We start from the raw sequence: 18,584 nt of genomic DNA, 5'->3' as shown, positions 1-18,584 counted from the left end.
TATATTTTACAGCTATGTACTTGATTTAATGCATCAGAGCTCGATGGTCTCCAGATCCTCCGGTACATAAACCGATCCATGAAAATACTCCATGGCTTCCTTAGTATAGAGCGATTTACGATTCAGGATGTTGGCATCTTCTGTATGATACAAAAGCAAATTCTTCACGCCCAGGCTCTCCGCGAGCTCCGCAGCATCCTTTACTGTAGAATGATGCTTTTCATAAGGATGAAAAGTATCTCTTTCCTCATAGAGACAGAAGGCTTCATGAAGCAGCCAGTCGCTGCCCTCTGCATATTTCCTCTCACAAGGATTATATGGTTCATCCCCGCAGCAAGTCAGCCTTCTGCCATCATCCATAGATAGCATATAGCCAAACTGCTTTGTCTTGGTCGAGCCAATATCAAAAAAAGTAATCTCCCGCCCGTTAATGATCCGGGTCTCTCCATCCTCCACCGGAATCAGATGCAGGCGGTCTCCGATAAATTTACAGGGTCCCGGCTGCAGCAGCTTTCTGGAAATATCATCCAGCAGGGAAATCACTTCGCTGTGACCGTAAATATTGGTTTCTCCTTCATATTTTCCAGCCTTCATATACTGCGTGATCATCCGGACCATCCAGATCATTCCTGTAAAATGATCTACATGCTTATGCGTAAGAAAAATTTCGTGAATTCCGGTCCAGTCAATGCCTGCATATTTCAGCTGACGAAACACCTGTGCTCCGCCTCCTGCATCCACCATAAAAAGCTTATCATTATCGTTGATCACGTAACAGGTATTAAAGCATTCTGTAACAAGCGCATTGCCGGTACCAAGCATTGTAATTTTCATAGTAAACTCCTTATACATTTCCTTCCAGATGCACAATCCAGGGCTCATGATGAACCGCAGGTAGAAACTTCTCCCAGATATCCTGTGATGAAATTTTTAAGCTCGATGTATTGATACACGGATGACATCCGAGCACATCGCTGTTGTAAACATCCTCATCCACCAGAAGCTGCACCTGATTGTCCGTATCATTCATAAGTCCCATCACACTGACGGATCCCGGCGTAATATCCAGAAACTCCTCCATATACGATTCCGGAGCAAAGCTGAGTCTTGCGGAATGTATCTGGCTCGAGAGCTCCTTCGTCTTAAACGGCTTATCTCCCGGCATCATTAAAAGATAGAACTTCGTTTTCTGATGATTACAGAGAAATAGATTTTTACAGATAAAGATGCCGAGTACCTGATCGATTTCCTCACATGCCTCCATTGTATTGGCAGCTTCATGGTCCACCCTCTGGTACGGTATTCCCAATGTATCCAGAAGGTCATATGTACGGATTTCCTTTGCCAGACGCCCCTCCTCATTTACCGGACGTCCATTATATAAAGTTAACTGAGACAAAATCTTACCTCTTTTTTAATGCCGGCATAGCCAGACATTTTCTTTTAGTTTTTACAAAATAAAAATTTATACGAATACAATTTATGGATTTATTTTGCCGTCCATATTCCAAAACAGGTAACCGGACAGGTTTATCATATTTTAAAAAACAGCAGAATGCAGTAATATGATTGCATGCCACCATCTATAGTAATGGATCTCACATATGATCCCGTAAAATCACTCCCGGGAGGCAGAAGCAATGCAATACTACTCATTATCCTCTTATCTTAAAGATACCTTTGGCACAAAAGTATATAAGTTATCCTTACAGAGCGGATGCTCCTGCCCTAACCGTGACGGAACGCTTGGTACAGGAGGATGTACCTTCTGCTCGCAGGGAGGTTCCGGAGATTTTGCCGCACCACTCCTTCCGATCGATCAGCAGATCCGGCTCGCAAAAGAAAGAGTCAATCGGAAATTTCCCGGCAGCATACCGGAAAGTGAACGGAAATACATCGCCTATTTTCAATCCTATACCAACACCTATGGAGATCCGGCGCGTTTGCTTAAACTCTTTAAGGAAGCCCTTTCTTATCCTGAAATTGCAGCCATCAGCATTGGCACCCGCCCGGACTGCCTGCCCGAGGAGATCATTTCCATGCTTTCCAACCTTAATCAGATAAAGCCGGTCTACGTAGAGCTGGGGCTTCAGACCATTCACGAGAGAACCGCACGGCGGATCCACCGGGGATATCCGCTTGAAACTTTTAACGATGCTTACCGCCGTCTAACAGATCACGGAATCCGGGTGGTTGTGCATGTGATCCTGGGTCTCCCCGGGGAAACACAGGAGGATATGCTGGCTACCGTCCGCTATCTTGCCAAGCTGAAACCTGTTTTACACGGCATTAAGCTCCAGCTCCTGCACATCCTCCGGGGTACGAAGCTTGCAGAGGAATTTGAGAGCTGTCCATTTCCTGTCATGACACTGGAGGAGTACTGCGACATCATCGTCCGTTGTCTTAAGCTGCTGCCGCCGGAAACCGTTGTACACCGGATTACCGGGGACGGTCCCAAAAGCCTGCTGATTGCACCCTTGTGGAGTGGAGATAAAAAACGTGTACTCAACACACTCCAAAAAGCAATCCGGGAAGCGTAGCATTTTTATTTTTCATCAGCTCTTGATTCAAGCATGTCCTCTACGATTTCGACTGCGTTGCTGATGCACACCGGGCATGGACACAGAACCTTACCTGTTTCAATGCCTTTCAGCTCCCGGCAGACAAGTGCGCCCGACTTTTCAAGGAAGCTTTTCTGCAGCTTGTCTGCAAGCTGATACGTCGCACGTTTTGACTTCGGTTCCGCAAGATTCCCGTCAGAATTTTTAAGTCCGGCAATCATTACCGCGGCAGACAACGCTCCACAGGTCTGATCCATATTGCCCATTCCAAGACCAAAGCCCTCTCCGATCCGGAACAAAGTTTCCGGATCCACACCCAGTTCATCCTGAAATGCAAGCAGCACCGACTGACAGCAATTATAACCTTTTTTGTGAAGCATATCTGCTTTTTCCTTATGATTCATATCTTCATTCTCCTTAAGGACTTAATCCTCTTAATCATCTGATTCCTCCAGCTTAGCACCACATTTCGGGCAGTAGCTGAAATCATCATCCGTAGTATATCCGCAGTTCGGGCATCTCTTATGGCTTCCTGCAGCATGCAGACTGTCATTTTGTGAACTGCCCTTCTGCAAAAGATACAGATTATTATCCTCAATACTTACGGATTCTCCTCTGGCGATCCGCTTTCCTATCGCAGGATCCAGTTCATAAACAGAACCACAGCAGCTCGTTTTAACATAGTACTTCCTGTTCCATCGGAACAGAGGAATCAGGAAAAGAGAAAAAACCAAACAGTTCATATAAACCTCGTAGCTTCCATATCTGCCACAGATCCGGCAGATGATGGTCTGATGGAAGTCCAGCTTGTGACTCTCATTGTTGATGCCAAAAAAGAAAAACATTTAAAATTCCTCCCTGAGGTATTTCTCCGCCTTCTCCCTCTCACCCAGATCCATAAAGAATGCATAGAGGAAATCTCTCTGCCGTTCCGTAAGAGGTAAAATATGGGTGATGCGGATATCCCAGCGTCCCGGATTATGGATCAGGCAGAATCCCCTGGAGCATAAAAAATCCCGGGCATTGGAAACACCGGCATAATATTCACTGCTCCAGCCTCGTTCGATGATGATTTTTTCTGCTTCCTCACCATGCGTTCCCCAGTCACTCTCCCGGAAGCTTCCATCCGGAAAAAGCCATCCGTAGCTCTCGCCTTCATTGTTATGATCCGACTCTCTCATGATCAGCCCTTCAGATTTTTAAGATGCTCTATCATTTCCACATCCTCGGGTAAAACCTTTAAATTGGTGGTTAAGGTTTTTTGTCCCGGCTTTGTAACACTGATCTCAATCACAGAGCCTTCCGGGACACCGCCCGACATTACATATTGGAAAAAGCTGACCACTCTCGGATGGTCCTTTTGAAATCTCTTAAATTCCTGTGCGGCTTTCATCATTTCTACAGGATTCATCATGGCATATCCTCCATATTTCTGACACTGATTTAAGCATTATATCATAAATATTTGCTGTTCTTTCATGTTTTCCAATGAAATCCCATATTCTTATACGCTGTTCCTTTACATGTCCTGTCATGTCTTTTGTGCTTTCAGAAATTCTTAATGAAATTTACAAAAATGTTATTTTATTGACGAGTCATCGCAAGATAATTTTTCCGGCTTCATGCTATGATGCATTTATAGATAGTAAAGGAGGCAATCCTACAATGAAGCATAAACCATATATGATCCTGCCATTACTGATCCTAAGTCTTGGTCTGACACCGACCAGTGTTCTCGCTTCTACACTTAAGAAGTGTTCTCTATATGTATTGGATTCCGGGAGCTCTGCAACCGCATCCAAGTATTCCGCTGCATCACGATATAGTGTAACAAGCTCTGTTTCCGACGACGATATCCTGAATATTAAGGTAACGGCCTCATCCGGTGACAGTTGGAGCAGCGATTTTAAAAAATCTGATATTACCATCTATGGCGGAGCTTATTCCTGGTCTGACATAACAGATCTTACCACTGGTTCCCACACACTTACAATCCGGATAGATGTGAAAGACAAGGATAAAAACGGAAGGACCAGAAAGACCTCCGGAAGCAGCTCTGATCATGACTCAGATAAAAATTCCGATCAGGATTCTGACACCAAATCTCATAGCTCCGGTAAACACTCCTATAACGATACGTCAACGGTAAGTGACGCGGTCCTGTCAAAATCTACAGGCAAAGCTTCCTGGGAAGGAAACGCGGTAAAATATGACCTGCGCCTTTACAAAGGAAGTTCCCTTGTAACCTCGCAGATATCTAAAAAAGAAAGTTATGACTTTTCCAAATATATAGATGCAGCCGGTACCTATCGCTTCCGGGTGCGTACCGCATCTCCGGAGAAAGGCGACTGGATCTACTCCGATGATATCACCTTGACAGCCGCGCAGGCAGCAAAATTACGTGCAAATACAGAAGGCCGTGTCACATCCTCAAACGATGCTAACGAAAGCACCTCCATAAGCACCTCCATAAGCCCCACCGGAAGCTCTCAAGGCGCATGGCTCAAGGACTCCCAGGGTTGGTGGTACTGCAATGCCGACCGAAGCTATACAGTAAACAACTGGCAGTACATCGGAGAAAAATGGTATTTTTTTGATGAACACGGCTATATGAAAACCGGTTGGATCTTCTGGAATCAGCAGTATTATTATCTTAACGCAGATGGTGCAATGCTTGCAGGTGCCTGGACTCCGGATCACTATTATGTAGATCAAAGCGGCGTCTGGGTACCGGCAATGGCCGGATATCCGGGAAATTGATCCACGTTCCATACTACGTAAATTCTTTACCTGAACTATTGATCTGAAGGTATTTCATTTTACTGCTTATGGTCTATTGTAAATTTGTAACAAAAAGGCACTTGAATTTCAGCTTATTTTCAGATTTTTCCGTTATAATAAAGTTAAGAGAAAATCAAGGAGGACAATATAATGACTGCAAAATCAAGTTTCTTAACCAAACTGCTCGCCGTGCCGCTGGTATCACTCGGTCTCAGCATGATTCCATTTACGGCAATGGCAGCAACCAATATCAGTTCCGTATCCTTAACCATTGATTCCGGCATTGAGGTAGGCGACGATAATACGGACGTGGATATTACAAGTAATTCCAGTCTCTATTCTGTAGACAGCTACAAGGTCACCAATAAGCCAAGTGATGCGTGGGAGGAAGGAGACAATCCCAAGCTTAAAATCACATTAGAGCTTGAGAACTCCAGCCGTTACAACTGGAACGTTACCAAGTCCAAGGTTTCCATCAGTGGAGATGACGGAACGGTAACCTCTGTTTCCAAGTCCGGAAGCCATCTTTATATTTATTATACGATGGATGATCTTGAGGATGATGATACAAGCTCCAGTGATTATGACCTGCAGGTATCTGACCTCGAGTGGGATGAAGACGCCGGAACTGCTTACTGGAATTCAGATGGAGAAGCCAAAAAATACGAGCTTAAGCTCTACCGTGGAGACAAGCTGGTAAAATCCGTAACAACCTCCAATGAGTATTATAATTTTGCTTCCTACTTTACAACCTCCGGAGACTATCAGTTCAAGGTGAGAGGCGTATACAACTCCTCCAACAAGGGTAGCTGGGAGAGCTCTGACAGCTTTTATGTGACATCCTCAGAGGCAAGTGAAATCCGAAGCAGCAGCTCTTCAAGCACTTCCAGCTACAGCTCCACAGGACCATCTGCTTCTACAATCAACACGGCACAATGGATCAAGGACAGTGTCGGCTGGTGGTATCGTAATGCCAATGGCACCTATACGACCAATGGCTGGCAGTATATTAATGGATACTGGTACTATTTCAACAATTCCGGCTACATGGCAACCGGCTGGCAGTACATTAACGGGTACTGGTATTATCTGGATCCGGCCAATGGCAATATGTGGTTCAGCACCATAACCCCGGACGGTTATACACTTAATGCAGACGGCGTCTGGGTACACTGATCTGTATAGCTAAGCTTTTTTATCACTTGTTTTGTTATTTAACGCTTACTCCAATCCGGGGACTCTGGGGGATTATCCCGTAACAAGGGCATAATACCCCCACTCCCAGACCGGAGCTGCAAAGCTCTCCTTCATATAATCAGAAATATCATCTTCATCAAAGCCGGTGATCCTCGTAATCGTTACAAGAAGGTCCCGGACATCTTCATAGGAAAGTGAAGACTTAATGCTATATAAAAGAAACAAGGCATGCATCACTGCGGCATATTCCATCGTGATCCACTCATACATCATCACCATGTCCGGATACTCTGATTCCGGAAGCAGCATGCTGGTAAAAATCTCGGATCCCAGAAAGCTTCTGAAAAGCGTATCGTATTGCCGCATGCTTTCTCTATAGGCCCGGTATTTTGTATATATACTCTTGTGACCGTTCTTTGCATCCTGCGTGAGCTCAACTTCCAGTATTTCCGCCTGCCGGATCAGTAAAGGAAGCCAGTTGCGATACATGCCTTGTTTGTGATATTCAAATGTGAGATCCAGAAACAGCTCATTTCTCTCAAGTATGCTATCTATTGTTACCGGGAGACCTTCGATTGCAGTCAATAGCTCGTTTAAAAATCCAGGCTCCCGGTAGCGTCCTAATTCCGGTTCCACTTCCCGCTTCCTGCGGTCTGCCACATCCAGAAGTACAAAAAAGCATCGTTTCAGATTCGTTTCCGGAGTACACGCTTCGTCCATGAGGTATCCCATGGCAAGATTTCTGAGATCCTGCTTCCAGTCTCCTGTTTTATCTTGTACCGAGTAGTCTGCGAATGTCATCGATCCCGGTTCTTTCAAAAGATCCACAACTTCCGGACAGCATGAAACCAAAGATCGCTCGATCCGGTCTGGAAATTCATGATACTGCCGGGGAAATACATCACAGGTATACGGCAGAGCCTCCTCTCCATAGCGAATTACAAGACTGCAAAGTCTATTTTCCGTTAAGTACGGGCATTTTCTCTCAGAATTAAGACGGATTACTCTCACGCCATCCCTAATCTCCGTATGAAAAGAAAGCTTCCTGTCTTTTGCCGCCTGTGCGTGTACAGACGTCTCCGGGACCGGTAAATGCTTCCATCGCTGAAAGCATGCCTCATCTACGGTAATTTTCCACTCCTGACAGCAGGTATTGCTGCAGTCTCCACCGATGCAGTGAAAAGCCGCATAAGATCTTGGAAAGATTTCCTTCATAAAGTTTCTCCTCTACACAATACTATTTCTCTGGCAGCTGATACAGCATTGCATTAACAATGGCGGCAGCTACATTACTTCCGCCCTTCCTTCCTCTTGCAACAATAGAAGGGATATCCTTTAACGATAGAATGAGCTCCTTGGCTTCAACAACATTCACAAAGCCAACCGGGACAGCAATGATACCGACCGGGTGAAGCTGCTGCTTCTCTATAAGCTCATAAAGGCTGATGAGCGCCGTCGGGGCATTGCCAATGGCAAAAATTACAGGCTTTTGGATATGTGCTGCATGCTCCATGCTGACAGCTGCCCTTGTAATTCCCCGTGCCTTAGCTTCCTTTGCAACCTCAGGATCTGACATAAAGCAGCGTACTTCGCCTCCATATTGAGAGAGCCTGCGTTTATTGATGCCTGCCCGCGCCATTTCTGTGTCTGTCACAACAACAGCACCCTGTCGGAGCGCATCGGATAAAATGCTTACAACACCATCCGTGAATGTCATTGTATCAAGATACTCAAAATCGGCGGTCGTATGGATCACTCGCAGCATAACCGGCAGAAGCTCCTGCGGGATCATCCTCTCCGGATACTCCTGACGGATCGTGTCTGAAATGATTTCCATACTGCGATGCTCAATGTCTTTTGCTTCTATATGAAGGAGCTTGATTTCCTGTACCATAAATAAGGTCCTTTCAATGCTGACTATTATAAGATTCTTTTGGTGCTGACTATTCCTCTATCCCCTTTCTGGCAAGGATCCCACGGTCAAATGGATGCCGGACCTTCCTGATTTCAGAGATATAATCTGCTCTTTTGCTGATTTCCTCTCCGGGATCGGTGCCCGTGAGCACAATTTCCGCACCGAGAGAGCACTTTGCCTCATCCAGAAAATGCAGCAGCTCCGATTCCTCAAGAAGCCCGGCATTTACAGCATGTAAGACCTCATCCAGTACAATCAAACAGTCGGGGGAAGCACTGTCTCTATCATTCAGATTTTTGCCATCACCCTGATGCTTCATATCATACGGATCTTTATTAGCAGCCTGATTTTTAAGGAGACACAGTTCAGCTGGGTTCTTGCTGCTTTCCGGAATTTTCTCTGTATGCTCGCTTAAAAAGAGCGCAGCGCTCGTTAAAAGTCCCCGGTACTCCTCGCGGCTGATTTCCTTTTCCTCCTCCGTCATCCGAAAGGAAAAGCCGAAAAAATGCTCGGCATGCAGCACATGCACACCGGGAATATGCCGCAGCACAGATATTTCCCCGCTGTGCGCATCCTTTAAAAACTGTATAAACAATACCGGAATCCGATGTCCGGCAGCACGGACGGCAAGACCAATCGCAGCTGTCGTTTTACCCTTTCCGTTTCCATCATAAATCTGTATCATCTCTTGATCCCCATAATGCGGTAAATTTCTTCCATGTCAAGACAATTTCTCAGAACATCCGCCAGCTTATCATACTGCTGTTCCCGGTATGCTCTGTAATCCAAACCGGAATTTTGTGATTTATCCGGAGGGAGTCCTTTCTGCTTCCGAAGCATCCGGACAAAAGCGGTACGAAATGCACTTTCATCAAATATGCCATGCAGATAGGTTCCCAGAACGCGATCCTTCAGCATCCCATCCGGACGAGGCAGATCTGAACCATGCGTTCTTTCGCGGATATCCGCAAAAGAGCTGCATGCAGTACCCGAATCTCTCCTCTCGCTTCTACCCATATGGATTTCATAACCGGATACTGGAAGATTAGATAAGCCTGCCAATGGTCCCTGGAAGCTCCCCGTTCTGCCTTGTACCAGAGTTCTCGTTTTTTGATGGGCAAATTCTGTTGTCATGGGCAGATACCCCATACCGCGGACGCGGCTGCCTCTCTCCGTCTCGAGCCCCTCCGGATCCAGAATCCATTCGCCGAACATCTGATACCCGCCGCAGATTCCTAACAGGATGCAGCCCTTCTGGTAGGCACTGGAAATTTTAGCTTCCAGACCATGCTGGCGAAGCCACATAAGATCTTCTATCGTATTTTTTGTGCCGGGGATGATGATCACATCCGGATTGCCAAGCTCCTTAGGAGATGAGACATAACGCACCGAGACCGATGGATCTGTGTCGAGAGCCTCAAAATCTGTAAAATTGGAAATCCTCGGCAGTCGGATCACGGCAATATCGATGTCACCATGGATGCTTTTATGAGACAGGACCTCGGAGAGCGAATCTTCATCCTCAAGCCGGATATCCATGTATGGAACAACCCCCAGCACCTTTTTGTCTGCCTTTTCCTCCAGCATACGAAGTCCGGGCGCAAGTATCCCCGGATCTCCCCGGAACTTGTTTATGATAAAGCCCTTAACCCGCTCTTTTTCTGCCGGCTCCAGCAAGACAAGCGTCCCGATAAGCTGGGCAAAGACTCCTCCGGGATCAATATTTCCGACCAGAAGCACAGGACTGTCGGTCATCCCGGCGAGCCCCATGTTAACAATATCATCCTCTTTAAGGTTGATTTCCGCAGGACTCCCTGCGCCCTCAATGACTATGATGTCATTCTGTTCCGAGAGCTCCTCATAGTCTTTAAGGATGACGGGGATCAGCTCTTTTTTGTACCGGAAATACTCCGAAGCACGCATATTTCCGACAACCTCTCCATTGACGATGACCTGTGATCCCATATCTCCGGTCGGCTTCAAAAGGATCGGGTTCATCCTTACCGATGGTGCAATACCTGCCGCCTCCGCCTGTACCACCTGCGCCCTGCCCATTTCCAGTCCCTCTGACGTAATATAAGAATTTAGCGCCATATTCTGTGACTTAAATGGAGCAACCCGGTAGCCGTCCTGATGAAAGATACGGCAAAGTCCGGCGCAAAGGAAGCTTTTACCGACATTGGACATCGTGCCCTGGATCATAATGGATTTTGCCATACAATCTCCTTCCATTTCCGGATCAGCATTTCATTTTCCGGATGCGTTTTCACACAGATCCGGAAATATCTTGAGTCCAGTCCCGCATAATTTCCACAGGAGCGGATCAGAATGCCTTTTTCTCTGAGTTTTTCCTTTAAATCGGGACGACTTCGGAAGAATACATAATTCACAGAGCCGGGATAAACCTTCTCTGCAAGTCCATGCGACAATGCGTTCTCAAGGTACTCCCGCTCCTTCCTTACAAGTACTCTGGTCTCCGTTAAAAAATCCTCTGCGCCCAAAGCGGCAGTTCCAGCCATCTGTGCCGGGATCGACACATTCCATGGCTGCAGCACCCGGCGCATCTTATGAAGGATCTCCCGGTTTCCTGATACCGCATATCCAAGTCTTAACCCCGGCATCCCGTAAATCTTGGTAAATGCACGGAAAATAATGAGGTTTTGATAGTTTTCCAGCTCTGAAAGCATACTGTATTCCTGCTCATCCGGAAGAAACGGCAGGAAGCATTCATCCATTGCAACCATAATATGATGTTTTTCCGTATAAGCAAGAATCTCCTTCAGCACCGTTTTGCTAAGAAGCTGTCCCGTCGGATTATTGGGATTACAGAGAAACAGCATTCGCATTTTGGAAGTCATCTCTGCCAGCCTGCCTCCCTCCGGTACATTTTTCATACATGTTCCTGCGATATCCGGGTCCTTAAGAAGTACATCAATGATATCCTTACTCTGATCGACCCGGAATCCATTGCTCTCCTCTAAAAAGATCCTGTGCACGGATGCCCCGGCAGCTGTAAGCGCAGCTTCGTATTCCTGAAAGCCGGGAGCTGGCACCCAGGCACTCTCCGGGCGGAATCCGAGGCACAAGGCATAAATCAGCTCAGCAGCACCATTGCCCGGTAGGATCTCATCTTCCGGTATCCCATGAAACGCGGAAATCGCTTTGACCAGCGTTTCCGACTTCCAGTCCGGATAATGCACGGACCTTCGGATCCCCGTAACAGCCGCCGCAATCGCAGCCTCAGGCATCCCCAGAGGATTGATATTTGCCGAGAAGTCCATCTCAATATTGTCGCGGTAAATATCACCGCCATGTACATACGTTTCCATCGCTTTGTTCTAAATATAATTCTAAATGTGATTCTGAATATGCTTAAAAAACATGTTCCATGTGACAAATTATAAGCTTAAGGCACCCCGTCAATATAAAAAATATCCCGGCGCAAGAAGACCTGGTGCAAGAAATCCTGATGCAAGAAGTCTTGGTATAATAAAACCTGGTACAAGCAGACGTAGTATCAAGAGGATCACGATCGCCTGAAACAGGCAGAGAAACGCCGTCACAAGCATCAGCCGATTGGCACGGACAATATCCTCCGGTTCAATTTCCCGGAGAGCTTCCCCAAGTACCGGCTTATGCACAAGCTTTCCGAAATACTGCGCATCTCCTGCAAGACTTATATCGAGCGCACCGGCACATGCCGCTTCCGTATGCGCTGAATTGGGACTTTTATGTTTCTTTCGGTCCCTAAGAAAGATTTTCCACGCATTTTTACCATCCAGCCGGAGCAGAAACGATGCCTCAACCATCAAAAGCCCGGAAAGTCTTGCAGGGATGAAATTAAAAAGATCATCCAGACGAGCGGCTGCTGTACCGAAATACCAGTACCGGTCATTGCGATAGCCGATCATGGAATCCATCGTATTCACCGCCTTATATATAACTCCGCCGATCGGTCCCAAAAGGATCATGTAAAATAACGGTGCGATCACCCCATCGGATGTGTTTTCCGCTACCGTTTCTACCGCTGCCCTGATGATGCCGGCTTTTGACAGCACAGCCGTATCCCTCCCGACAATGCCGGATACCGCCTTCCGGGCATCCTCAAGCTTATCCCTTTTCAGTGCGTCATAGACCTTCATGCTCTCCTGGTATAAGGATCTCGCCGCAAGCATTTGATAAGAGATCCAGACAGCTAAAAGCCTGGCTAAAAAAGGATGCAGACTTTCGGCGGCAAACAATAAAGCTACGGTAATGCCGGCAGAGATCGTCGGCACAAGCAGCGCAACTATAAAACCCGCGATTCTTTTTTTCCATGGATCTGCTTCTTTTTCCGGGCGAATGTGTAGCATGCGGCGAAGCACGTGTTCCAGGAGTTGAATCAGTGCCCCCATCGCCTGCACCGGATGATAAAGCACATGCGGGTCTCCCAGCAAAAGATCCAGGAGCGATGCAAGAAGCAGAATTATAATACGATCTTTCATTTACGTAACGTCACCTTTGTAATTTCCGTAAGTACCGGCAGCCCATTTTCCATACATGCGTTCATGCGATAGCCCTCAAGACATCCGCACATCCAGTCAAAATAGGACCGCCGCGGATAGGAAAAGCTGTCCAGAATTCCCATGATTGTCCCGCCATGCACGACAAAGCAGATGGTTTTAACATTCGAATGCCATAATTCCTGCAGTATATCACAAAACCCGTCACTTACACGAGTAATAAATTCCGCCTTGCTCTCTCCCTCCGGAAACGGGAGTTCTCCTCCGGAGTCAATGAAGTGCTGATAATATGCCTGTTTTTCAGGATCTGACATCAAACTCTCATAGTTTTCATATTCAAACGCGCCAAAATCCATTTCGCCAAGACATTCTCTTACCATGACATGATCCCGCAGCTCCGGCAGCAGGACCTCCGCCGTCTCCATGCAGCGCTTCCGGGGGCTAAGCACCAAACTGGTACTTTCCGGGGCAAACTCCCTTAAAAGACATTCGCGATGCGTCACACGGAAAGCTTTAAGTAAGGTTTCCTCCGATGGCAGGATGCTTTCCTCCGTATAAGAGAGATAGCGGTGCTCAAGATTTCCTTTCGTCATGCCATGCCGTATAAGATATATGACCCGCGTACTTTGATTCATCATTGTTTCCCCATTTGTGATCAGAAGCTTACTCCCGGCTATTTTATCTTCATCGCAATCCCGGCGAGCACCCGGTAAACCGATTCCGCATGCTCTGCAAGATAACCGTTGACCCTGCCGTCCGTCTCGCGGTACGCTCTCTCCCACGGGTCCATCGGAACAATCCCGCAGCCGATCTCATCCGTGATGATGAGAAGCTGCTCATCTCCCTGTAAAAACAGCTTCTCAGCCTCCTGCATCGGGTCAAGACCGTCCAGCATCTGCTTACGTACCGTTTCCTGGTATTGCTCCACTACCTTGTATTCCGGAAATTCTTTAGCTGCGAATGCTTTTTTCCCCTGGCTCTTACCGCCGATGATCAGTATCATACATCATCCTCTCTAAATATATACTTACTGCAGAAATGTAAGCAGCACTCCTCGTAATAATGAAACAATAGTCACCAAAATCAGCATCCAGAGCTCACAGAGACTTAAAAAATATCCGGCAAGATCCCCCGTCGTACCCCCGAAGCTCTGCTGGGACATGAACCAGTAATAGAGAAACACAAGCATCGCAGACACCATCGCCGCAGCTCCGAGAAGCGGATCCATATAGAGCAGGACAAGAAGCATTACGATAAGCTCCATAAGGAGGATCCGGTAGACTCTCCTGTCTGCTGCATCGGCAAAGCTCCGAAGCGTGCCATCCTTTTTAGCCTTTGGGAAGCGAACCACCGAGATTCCGGATAAGATCCTTGATAAGGCGTAGGATGCAGCAATGATCTTTACAGTATCAGCATCCGCCGCCTGCAAAAATGCATACTCTAGCACAAGATAAAACGCTCCGATGATTACCGCAAAGGCACCACAATGCGGATCCTTAAGGATTTGCAGTCTCTCTTCCCTTGTACGGAAGCTCTTGATCGCATCAATCGTATCTAAAAATCCATCCATGTGAATCCCTCCGGTAACCAGCAACGGTACCGCAAGGAGCACAGCGGCTCTTATGGATCCTGGGAAGCTCAGAAAAATCATAAGCTTATATAAAAGCACACTCAGAACCCCGATGACTGCCCCGATCAGAGGAAAAAAACACATACTGTACTTCATGCTTTCTCTGCTCCACGAAACCTTTGGCATAGGTATCCTGGAATACATGGAAAACGCGATAATCAACGATTTCATTTTTATCCTTTCCACCGGATCGGAATGCCGGCGACAACCTCTGTTACCGTTGCCGCCTGTTGTCCAATGCCTTGGTTGAGCCTTCCGAGCAGCGTAATATATCTCTCCGTATCAGGATCGTACCTGATCCCATCCGAGAAGATCTCATTACTGACAATCACAAGCTCCTCAGCCTGCCTGGAGAGTGCTGTAATCGGTGTAAGTAACGTTTCCTCCGCCCTCATCCAAAGCCGGTCCTCATCATATTTCATATGCCCGGCTGGGAGAAACATTTCATTGGCTAAAAGATTAGAGAGATCCTCCAGCAAAATATACGACTTTGACAAACACGTAGTTTCCGCGCCGGAGGTATTCGCATCAATGTCCGGCAAAATTTCCCACTCCAGGGTTTTAAATCCCATGCCGGCTCGCTGCTCCCGGTGCCGTTGGATCCGCCGGATGGTTTCCGGATCCTGATTCCGATGCATAGTTGCAATATAGATCTTTTTTGCTTCCGGAACCTGCTCTGCAAATTTCTGTATCAAGTGCTCGGCATAGCTTGACTTGCCGGATCCGGCTCCGCCGGTAATAAGATGTATCATTTTTTCTCCTGATATCGCTTATAAGGCTCAATATTGTAGTCATCAAAGCTTCCCATCTCCCGGTAAATATGCTCTGCCATCGTAATAAGCGGAAGCAGCAGCATGGTACCGGATCCCTCTCCGAGCGCAAGATTTCCATCAATCATGGCAAGCTTTTTAATGCCGAGTGCCTTTAATGCTTCCCTGCCGGCGGTTTCTCTTGGTATGTGCGAGGGAATGACATAATTTCGGACTCTCAGGTCCATCCGCTCGGCAAGAAGTGCGGAAATTGCGGAAATTGCGCCATCCACAAGGATCGGGATCTGGTACTCGACACCACCGAGAAACATCCCGCACATAGCAGCGATCTCCAGACCTCCACCCTGTGAGAGAAGTTCCATCGGATCCGTTGTCTTTGCTTCCCGGATACGCTGCATCGTTTTCTTTACGACCCTTACTTTCCTAAGTCTCCCGTCCTCCGAGAGACCCGCACCCTGCCCTGTCACCTTCTCCGCCGGAAGCTGTAAAAGTAATCCCGCAAGGACGCTTGTAGGGGTTGTATTGCCGATCCCCATTTCTCCGGTTCCGATCAAACGATACCCCTTTTGACGAAGCTCTCTCACAAGCTCCTTACCGACTTCCACGGCTTTGACTGCTTCCTGATACTGCATTGCTTTTTCATTGACAATATCACCGGTTCCCCTCCGGACCTTCCGGTCCACAACCGCACCGGTAACAAGCGCTTTTTCCGGATAGGGCTCTGTATCCATGCCGACATCCACAATAAAAAGATCGGCTCCGGCATCACGCGCAAGGAGACTTGTGTTGGTTTTACCCTTAGCAAAGTTCTCCGCCACAATTTGGGTGACGGAGCTGTCTGTCTGCGACACACCCTCTCTAACAACGCCATGATCTCCCGCCAGCACCACCAGTGCTTGGGGTGTAAGTGCAAGCGGCGCCTCCGTCCGGTAAATGCCATGAATTTTTACCGTAAGCTCCTCAAGCTTTCCAAGACTGTCAATAGGCTTTGCCATCCTGTCAAATCTAAGCTTTGTCTTACGCTCGATTTTAAACCTGAGACAGGCTTCCAGAAAATGATACAGCATCATCGGATTGCTGTAATAATAAAAATGCGGATATCCGGCGGTAAGCGTATCCGTATATACCTCCTCTGTCCATGTGCGTTCCGACTTTGGCTTTCGGATCCGGAATCCATGACCGATCTCTGTGGAGTCCCAGTGATGAAATTCATGTCCCCGGATTTTTTGATGAGCATCGCCAAACAGACCACCTGTCAAGGTCTCTGCCTCGAGATATCCGAATCGGACGAGATGTTCCTGTGGCTTGGCTATCCCCGGAATCGCTCCTGCCATTTTGCCGCAGTAGCCCTCCGCATCAGTAAGCTCCTCCTGGAGATACATAAATCCACCGCATTCCGCAATGCAGGGCATCTGCTGCTTCCGTACTGCTCTCCGTACAGCCTTCCGCAGCTTTTTGTTTTCTGATAAATCCCTTACGTAAAGCTCAGGATATCCGCCGCCAAGCATGAGACCATCCAGCTCTGATGGCAGACCTTCCCCCGTCATTGGATGGAACGGCACAAGCTCCGCGCCCATACGTTTCAGTAAATCCAGATTTTCACGGTAATAGAAGCTGAATGCAGCATCCTCCGGAATCCCCACCCGGACTGTTTCCGGCAGCACTGGAAGATTAAAAAAATGCTCTTTCTCCCGGAGCTCCTCCTCGGTGAAGTCTTCTGCCACGTCTGCAAGCTTAAGAATGCTTTCAAGATCCAGCGTTTCCATTGCTTTTTTACCAAGCCTTTCAGTCCAGTTCTGAATATCCGGGAGCTCCTCCGGGCTGAAAAGCCCAAGATGACGAGATGGCACGCGAAGTTCGTTCTGCTCCGGCAGATATCCCAAAACTCTTATCCCGGTTCTTGCCTCCAGCATTTCCTTAAGCCTCGGATAAAAGGCAGCTGTCACCCGGTTCAGGATCACTCCCCGGATCCGGTTGGGATGGAATGCCTTAAACCCGAGAATTTCCGAAGCGATCGACACACTGGCGCCCCTTGCATCTACTACCAGAATCACCGGCGTACGGATGGTTTCAGATAGCCGCCAGGAGGAAGCATCTTCCGACACCCCACCCAGTCCATCATAAAAACCCATGACTCCCTCTATTACGGAGAGTTCCGCATCCTTAGCATACTCTAAAAACAGCGATCTCGTACCACACTCTCCGGTAAAATAGAGATCAAGGTTTGCAGATGGGATCCCCAGTACGGTTTGATGAAACATCGGATCAATATAATCCGGACCGCATTTAAATGCACAGAGTTTCTTTCCCTTCATTTTAAGTGCAGACAAAAGTCCGCAGGTCACTGTAGTTTTACCTGCACCACTTCTCGTCGCCGCGATCAGTATTCTCGGATAATGCCGTTTTGCCAATGTTGCCTCCTGTAGTTCATCATGTATAATTACTCGTAAATTTGGCTAAGATATGTTTCCGCCTGGATCAGAGTCATTTCCTGCTCTCTCGGAGGTTTGAGAGGATCTGTCTCCGGCGGAGCTCCGATCACCAAAAGCTCTGCACCTGCGCGGATGGCTGCCTCGCACTTTTCCGGAAAGCCTCCGGTTTCTCCGGAATTTTTACTTACAAGGAAACGTGCCCCCGTCTGCTTCAGTAGGGCAAAGTTTAAATCCTCGGAAAAGGGTCCCTGCATAAGACAGAGCATCTTCCCCGGAAACCCGAGTGCTTTAAGCTTTTGGAGTACAGCTTCCTGGGGTAACGCTCTTACAAAGCATCTCTCCTTGTAATCAGGGATGCAGGTGTAAGCTTCAATTTCCTTACTACCGGTGGTGATCAAAATCTTTCCCTCCTCATGACGTAACCACTCTGCCGCATCCTTCACGGTTGGAAACGTACGAAAGTCTCTTCCGGATAGCATAGACGTGGACGCTTCCAGATCTCTCCGGATTCTGAGATATCGTATGTCTGCGAGCCTTGCTGCTTTTCGTATTGTTTTTCCTGCCAGTACCGCATACGGATGGGTTGCATCCAAAACCATGGAAATATCTTCTTCCTTAAAGCATTGGAGCATATCCTCCACCTGCATGCGGCCATACCGGACTTTAAGATTGCCGCTCTCCGGGATGAGCAATGCTCCATATTCTGTTGCTGCAGAGTAAAGGATCTTATGCCTTGTTTTCATAAGACATTGGGCAAGTTCCCGGCCTTCTGTGGTGCCGCCAAAAATCATGATGT

At 47.5% G+C, this 18,584-nt stretch carries 21 protein-coding genes; 3 read left to right on the top strand and 18 right to left on the bottom strand.

The window, feature by feature from the left end:
* Positions 1–33: 33 nt before the first annotated feature.
* Complete coding sequence (locus tag ACTNEN_RS00460) at positions 34–834, bottom strand: MBL fold metallo-hydrolase (RefSeq protein WP_441204099.1); 801 nt, start codon at positions 832–834, stop codon at positions 34–36.
* Between the two features lie 10 nt (positions 835–844).
* Complete coding sequence (locus ACTNEN_RS00455) at positions 845–1,399, bottom strand: prolyl-tRNA synthetase associated domain-containing protein (protein WP_441204098.1); 555 nt, start codon at positions 1,397–1,399, stop codon at positions 845–847.
* Positions 1,400–1,640: 241 nt separating this feature from the next.
* Here ACTNEN_RS00455 and ACTNEN_RS00450 point away from each other — a divergent pair, with 241 nt between their 5' ends.
* Positions 1,641–2,540 (top strand): TIGR01212 family radical SAM protein, encoded by a 900-nt coding sequence (locus tag ACTNEN_RS00450; protein WP_441204097.1) that lies wholly within the window; start codon positions 1,641–1,643, stop codon positions 2,538–2,540.
* A 5-nt stretch (positions 2,541–2,545) separates the two neighbouring features.
* Here the strand turns inward: ACTNEN_RS00450 and ACTNEN_RS00445 are convergent, their stop codons facing one another.
* Genes ACTNEN_RS00445 through ACTNEN_RS00430 form a run of 4 tightly spaced genes read right to left on the bottom strand, consistent with a single transcriptional unit; the run spans position 2,546 to position 3,975 of the window.
* Entirely contained in the window at positions 2,546–2,965 is a 420-nt protein-coding gene (locus ACTNEN_RS00445; RefSeq protein ID WP_441204096.1) for a C-GCAxxG-C-C family protein, read from the bottom strand.
* 30 nt (positions 2,966–2,995) lie between these two features.
* Complete coding sequence (locus tag ACTNEN_RS00440; RefSeq protein ID WP_441204095.1) at positions 2,996–3,406, bottom strand: zinc ribbon domain-containing protein; 411 nt, start codon at positions 3,404–3,406, stop codon at positions 2,996–2,998.
* Entirely contained in the window at positions 3,407–3,742 is a 336-nt protein-coding gene (locus tag ACTNEN_RS00435) for a hypothetical protein (RefSeq protein ID WP_441204094.1), read from the bottom strand.
* Between the two features lie 2 nt (positions 3,743–3,744).
* Complete coding sequence (locus ACTNEN_RS00430; protein ID WP_441204093.1) at positions 3,745–3,975, bottom strand: hypothetical protein; 231 nt, start codon at positions 3,973–3,975, stop codon at positions 3,745–3,747.
* Between the two features lie 251 nt (positions 3,976–4,226).
* On the opposite strand from ACTNEN_RS00430, the gene ACTNEN_RS00425 reads away from it, so the two are divergent.
* Both ACTNEN_RS00425 and ACTNEN_RS00420 read left to right on the top strand, forming a co-directional pair.
* Positions 4,227–5,321, top strand: a complete 1,095-nt coding sequence (locus tag ACTNEN_RS00425; RefSeq protein WP_441204092.1) for a hypothetical protein — start codon at positions 4,227–4,229, stop codon at positions 5,319–5,321.
* Between the two features lie 171 nt (positions 5,322–5,492).
* Positions 5,493–6,518, top strand: coding sequence for a hypothetical protein (locus tag ACTNEN_RS00420; protein ID WP_441204091.1), 1,026 nt, complete (start codon positions 5,493–5,495; stop codon positions 6,516–6,518).
* A gap of 72 nt (positions 6,519–6,590) precedes the next feature.
* Here ACTNEN_RS00420 and fliB read toward each other — a convergent pair whose 3' ends face one another.
* From fliB to cobK, 12 genes are all read right to left on the bottom strand, one after another.
* Entirely contained in the window at positions 6,591–7,754 is a 1,164-nt protein-coding gene (fliB, locus tag ACTNEN_RS00415; protein ID WP_441204090.1) for a flagellin lysine-N-methylase, read from the bottom strand.
* A 22-nt stretch (positions 7,755–7,776) separates the two neighbouring features.
* Positions 7,777–8,433 (bottom strand): precorrin-8X methylmutase, encoded by a 657-nt coding sequence (locus ACTNEN_RS00410; protein ID WP_441204089.1) that lies wholly within the window; start codon positions 8,431–8,433, stop codon positions 7,777–7,779.
* A 49-nt stretch (positions 8,434–8,482) separates the two neighbouring features.
* Positions 8,483–9,139 carry a cob(I)yrinic acid a,c-diamide adenosyltransferase gene (locus tag ACTNEN_RS00405; RefSeq protein ID WP_441204088.1) on the bottom strand — a complete coding sequence of 219 codons (657 nt, stop codon included), beginning with the start codon at positions 9,137–9,139 and terminating at the stop codon, positions 8,483–8,485.
* Positions 9,136–10,671 carry a cobyric acid synthase gene (locus ACTNEN_RS00400; protein WP_441204087.1) on the bottom strand — a complete coding sequence of 512 codons (1,536 nt, stop codon included), beginning with the start codon at positions 10,669–10,671 and terminating at the stop codon, positions 9,136–9,138. The genes ACTNEN_RS00405 and ACTNEN_RS00400 overlap by 4 nt, the downstream gene beginning before the upstream one ends.
* Positions 10,653–11,783 (bottom strand): pyridoxal phosphate-dependent aminotransferase, encoded by a 1,131-nt coding sequence (locus ACTNEN_RS00395; RefSeq protein WP_441204086.1) that lies wholly within the window; start codon positions 11,781–11,783, stop codon positions 10,653–10,655. The genes ACTNEN_RS00400 and ACTNEN_RS00395 overlap by 19 nt, the downstream gene beginning before the upstream one ends.
* Positions 11,784–11,873: 90 nt before the next feature.
* Positions 11,874–12,938, bottom strand: coding sequence for an adenosylcobinamide-phosphate synthase CbiB (gene cbiB, locus ACTNEN_RS00390; protein WP_441204085.1), 1,065 nt, complete (start codon positions 12,936–12,938; stop codon positions 11,874–11,876).
* On the bottom strand, positions 12,935–13,594 hold the full coding sequence (locus ACTNEN_RS00385) for a histidine phosphatase family protein (RefSeq protein ID WP_441204084.1): 660 nt from the start codon (positions 13,592–13,594) through the stop codon (positions 12,935–12,937). Before ACTNEN_RS00385 ends, cbiB begins: the two co-directional genes overlap by 4 nt.
* A 35-nt stretch (positions 13,595–13,629) precedes the next feature.
* Positions 13,630–13,959 carry a bifunctional adenosylcobinamide kinase/adenosylcobinamide-phosphate guanylyltransferase gene (locus tag ACTNEN_RS00380; protein WP_441204083.1) on the bottom strand — a complete coding sequence of 110 codons (330 nt, stop codon included), beginning with the start codon at positions 13,957–13,959 and terminating at the stop codon, positions 13,630–13,632.
* A 24-nt stretch (positions 13,960–13,983) separates the two neighbouring features.
* Positions 13,984–14,757, bottom strand: a complete 774-nt coding sequence (locus ACTNEN_RS00375) for an adenosylcobinamide-GDP ribazoletransferase (protein WP_441204082.1) — start codon at positions 14,755–14,757, stop codon at positions 13,984–13,986.
* Positions 14,758–14,759: 2 nt separating this feature from the next.
* The gene (locus ACTNEN_RS00370; RefSeq protein ID WP_441204081.1) at positions 14,760–15,338 is read right to left on the bottom strand and encodes a bifunctional adenosylcobinamide kinase/adenosylcobinamide-phosphate guanylyltransferase; all 579 of its coding nucleotides are present in this window, start codon (positions 15,336–15,338) and stop codon (positions 14,760–14,762) included.
* Positions 15,335–17,767: a cobyrinate a,c-diamide synthase gene (locus ACTNEN_RS00365; RefSeq protein WP_441204080.1), complete on the bottom strand. Its 2,433-nt coding sequence runs from the start codon at positions 17,765–17,767 to the stop codon at positions 15,335–15,337. The genes ACTNEN_RS00370 and ACTNEN_RS00365 overlap by 4 nt, the downstream gene beginning before the upstream one ends.
* Before the next feature lie 29 nt (positions 17,768–17,796).
* Positions 17,797–18,579, bottom strand: coding sequence for a precorrin-6A reductase (gene cobK, locus ACTNEN_RS00360; RefSeq protein ID WP_441204402.1), 783 nt, complete (start codon positions 18,577–18,579; stop codon positions 17,797–17,799).
* Between the last annotated feature and the right edge of the window lie 5 nt (positions 18,580–18,584).

The organism is Oribacterium sp. HCP28S3_H8 (assembly GCF_052064775.1).
Taxonomy (GTDB): Bacteria; Bacillota; Clostridia; order Lachnospirales; family Lachnospiraceae; genus Oribacterium.
This window is presented reverse-complemented; position numbering and strand designations above follow the sequence as displayed.

Bases quoted from the DNA above. Each gene is read 5' to 3' on its own strand.
- ACTNEN_RS00395 (WP_441204086.1), bottom strand. From the start codon at position 11,783: ATGGAAACGTATGTACATGGCGGTGATATTTACCGCGACAATATTGAG.
- fliB (WP_441204090.1), bottom strand. From the start codon at position 7,754: ATGAAGGAAATCTTTCCAAGATCTTATGCGGCTTTTCACTGCATCGGT.
- ACTNEN_RS00405 (WP_441204088.1), bottom strand. From the start codon at position 9,139: ATGATACAGATTTATGATGGAAACGGAAAGGGTAAAACGACAGCTGCG.
- ACTNEN_RS00450 (WP_441204097.1), top strand. From the start codon at position 1,641: ATGCAATACTACTCATTATCCTCTTATCTTAAAGATACCTTTGGCACA.
- ACTNEN_RS00375 (WP_441204082.1), bottom strand. From the start codon at position 14,757: ATGAAATCGTTGATTATCGCGTTTTCCATGTATTCCAGGATACCTATG.
- ACTNEN_RS00440 (WP_441204095.1), bottom strand. From the start codon at position 3,406: ATGTTTTTCTTTTTTGGCATCAACAATGAGAGTCACAAGCTGGACTTC.
- ACTNEN_RS00400 (WP_441204087.1), bottom strand. From the start codon at position 10,671: ATGGCAAAATCCATTATGATCCAGGGCACGATGTCCAATGTCGGTAAA.
- ACTNEN_RS00410 (WP_441204089.1), bottom strand. From the start codon at position 8,433: ATGGTACAGGAAATCAAGCTCCTTCATATAGAAGCAAAAGACATTGAG.
- ACTNEN_RS00370 (WP_441204081.1), bottom strand. From the start codon at position 15,338: ATGATACATCTTATTACCGGCGGAGCCGGATCCGGCAAGTCAAGCTAT.
- ACTNEN_RS00435 (WP_441204094.1), bottom strand. From the start codon at position 3,742: ATGAGAGAGTCGGATCATAACAATGAAGGCGAGAGCTACGGATGGCTT.
- ACTNEN_RS00425 (WP_441204092.1), top strand. From the start codon at position 4,227: ATGAAGCATAAACCATATATGATCCTGCCATTACTGATCCTAAGTCTT.
- ACTNEN_RS00385 (WP_441204084.1), bottom strand. From the start codon at position 13,594: ATGATGAATCAAAGTACGCGGGTCATATATCTTATACGGCATGGCATG.
- ACTNEN_RS00380 (WP_441204083.1), bottom strand. From the start codon at position 13,959: ATGATACTGATCATCGGCGGTAAGAGCCAGGGGAAAAAAGCATTCGCA.
- ACTNEN_RS00420 (WP_441204091.1), top strand. From the start codon at position 5,493: ATGACTGCAAAATCAAGTTTCTTAACCAAACTGCTCGCCGTGCCGCTG.
- cobK (WP_441204402.1), bottom strand. From the start codon at position 18,579: ATGATTTTTGGCGGCACCACAGAAGGCCGGGAACTTGCCCAATGTCTT.
- ACTNEN_RS00430 (WP_441204093.1), bottom strand. From the start codon at position 3,975: ATGATGAATCCTGTAGAAATGATGAAAGCCGCACAGGAATTTAAGAGA.
- ACTNEN_RS00445 (WP_441204096.1), bottom strand. From the start codon at position 2,965: ATGAATCATAAGGAAAAAGCAGATATGCTTCACAAAAAAGGTTATAAT.
- ACTNEN_RS00460 (WP_441204099.1), bottom strand. From the start codon at position 834: ATGAAAATTACAATGCTTGGTACCGGCAATGCGCTTGTTACAGAATGC.
- cbiB (WP_441204085.1), bottom strand. From the start codon at position 12,938: ATGAAAGATCGTATTATAATTCTGCTTCTTGCATCGCTCCTGGATCTT.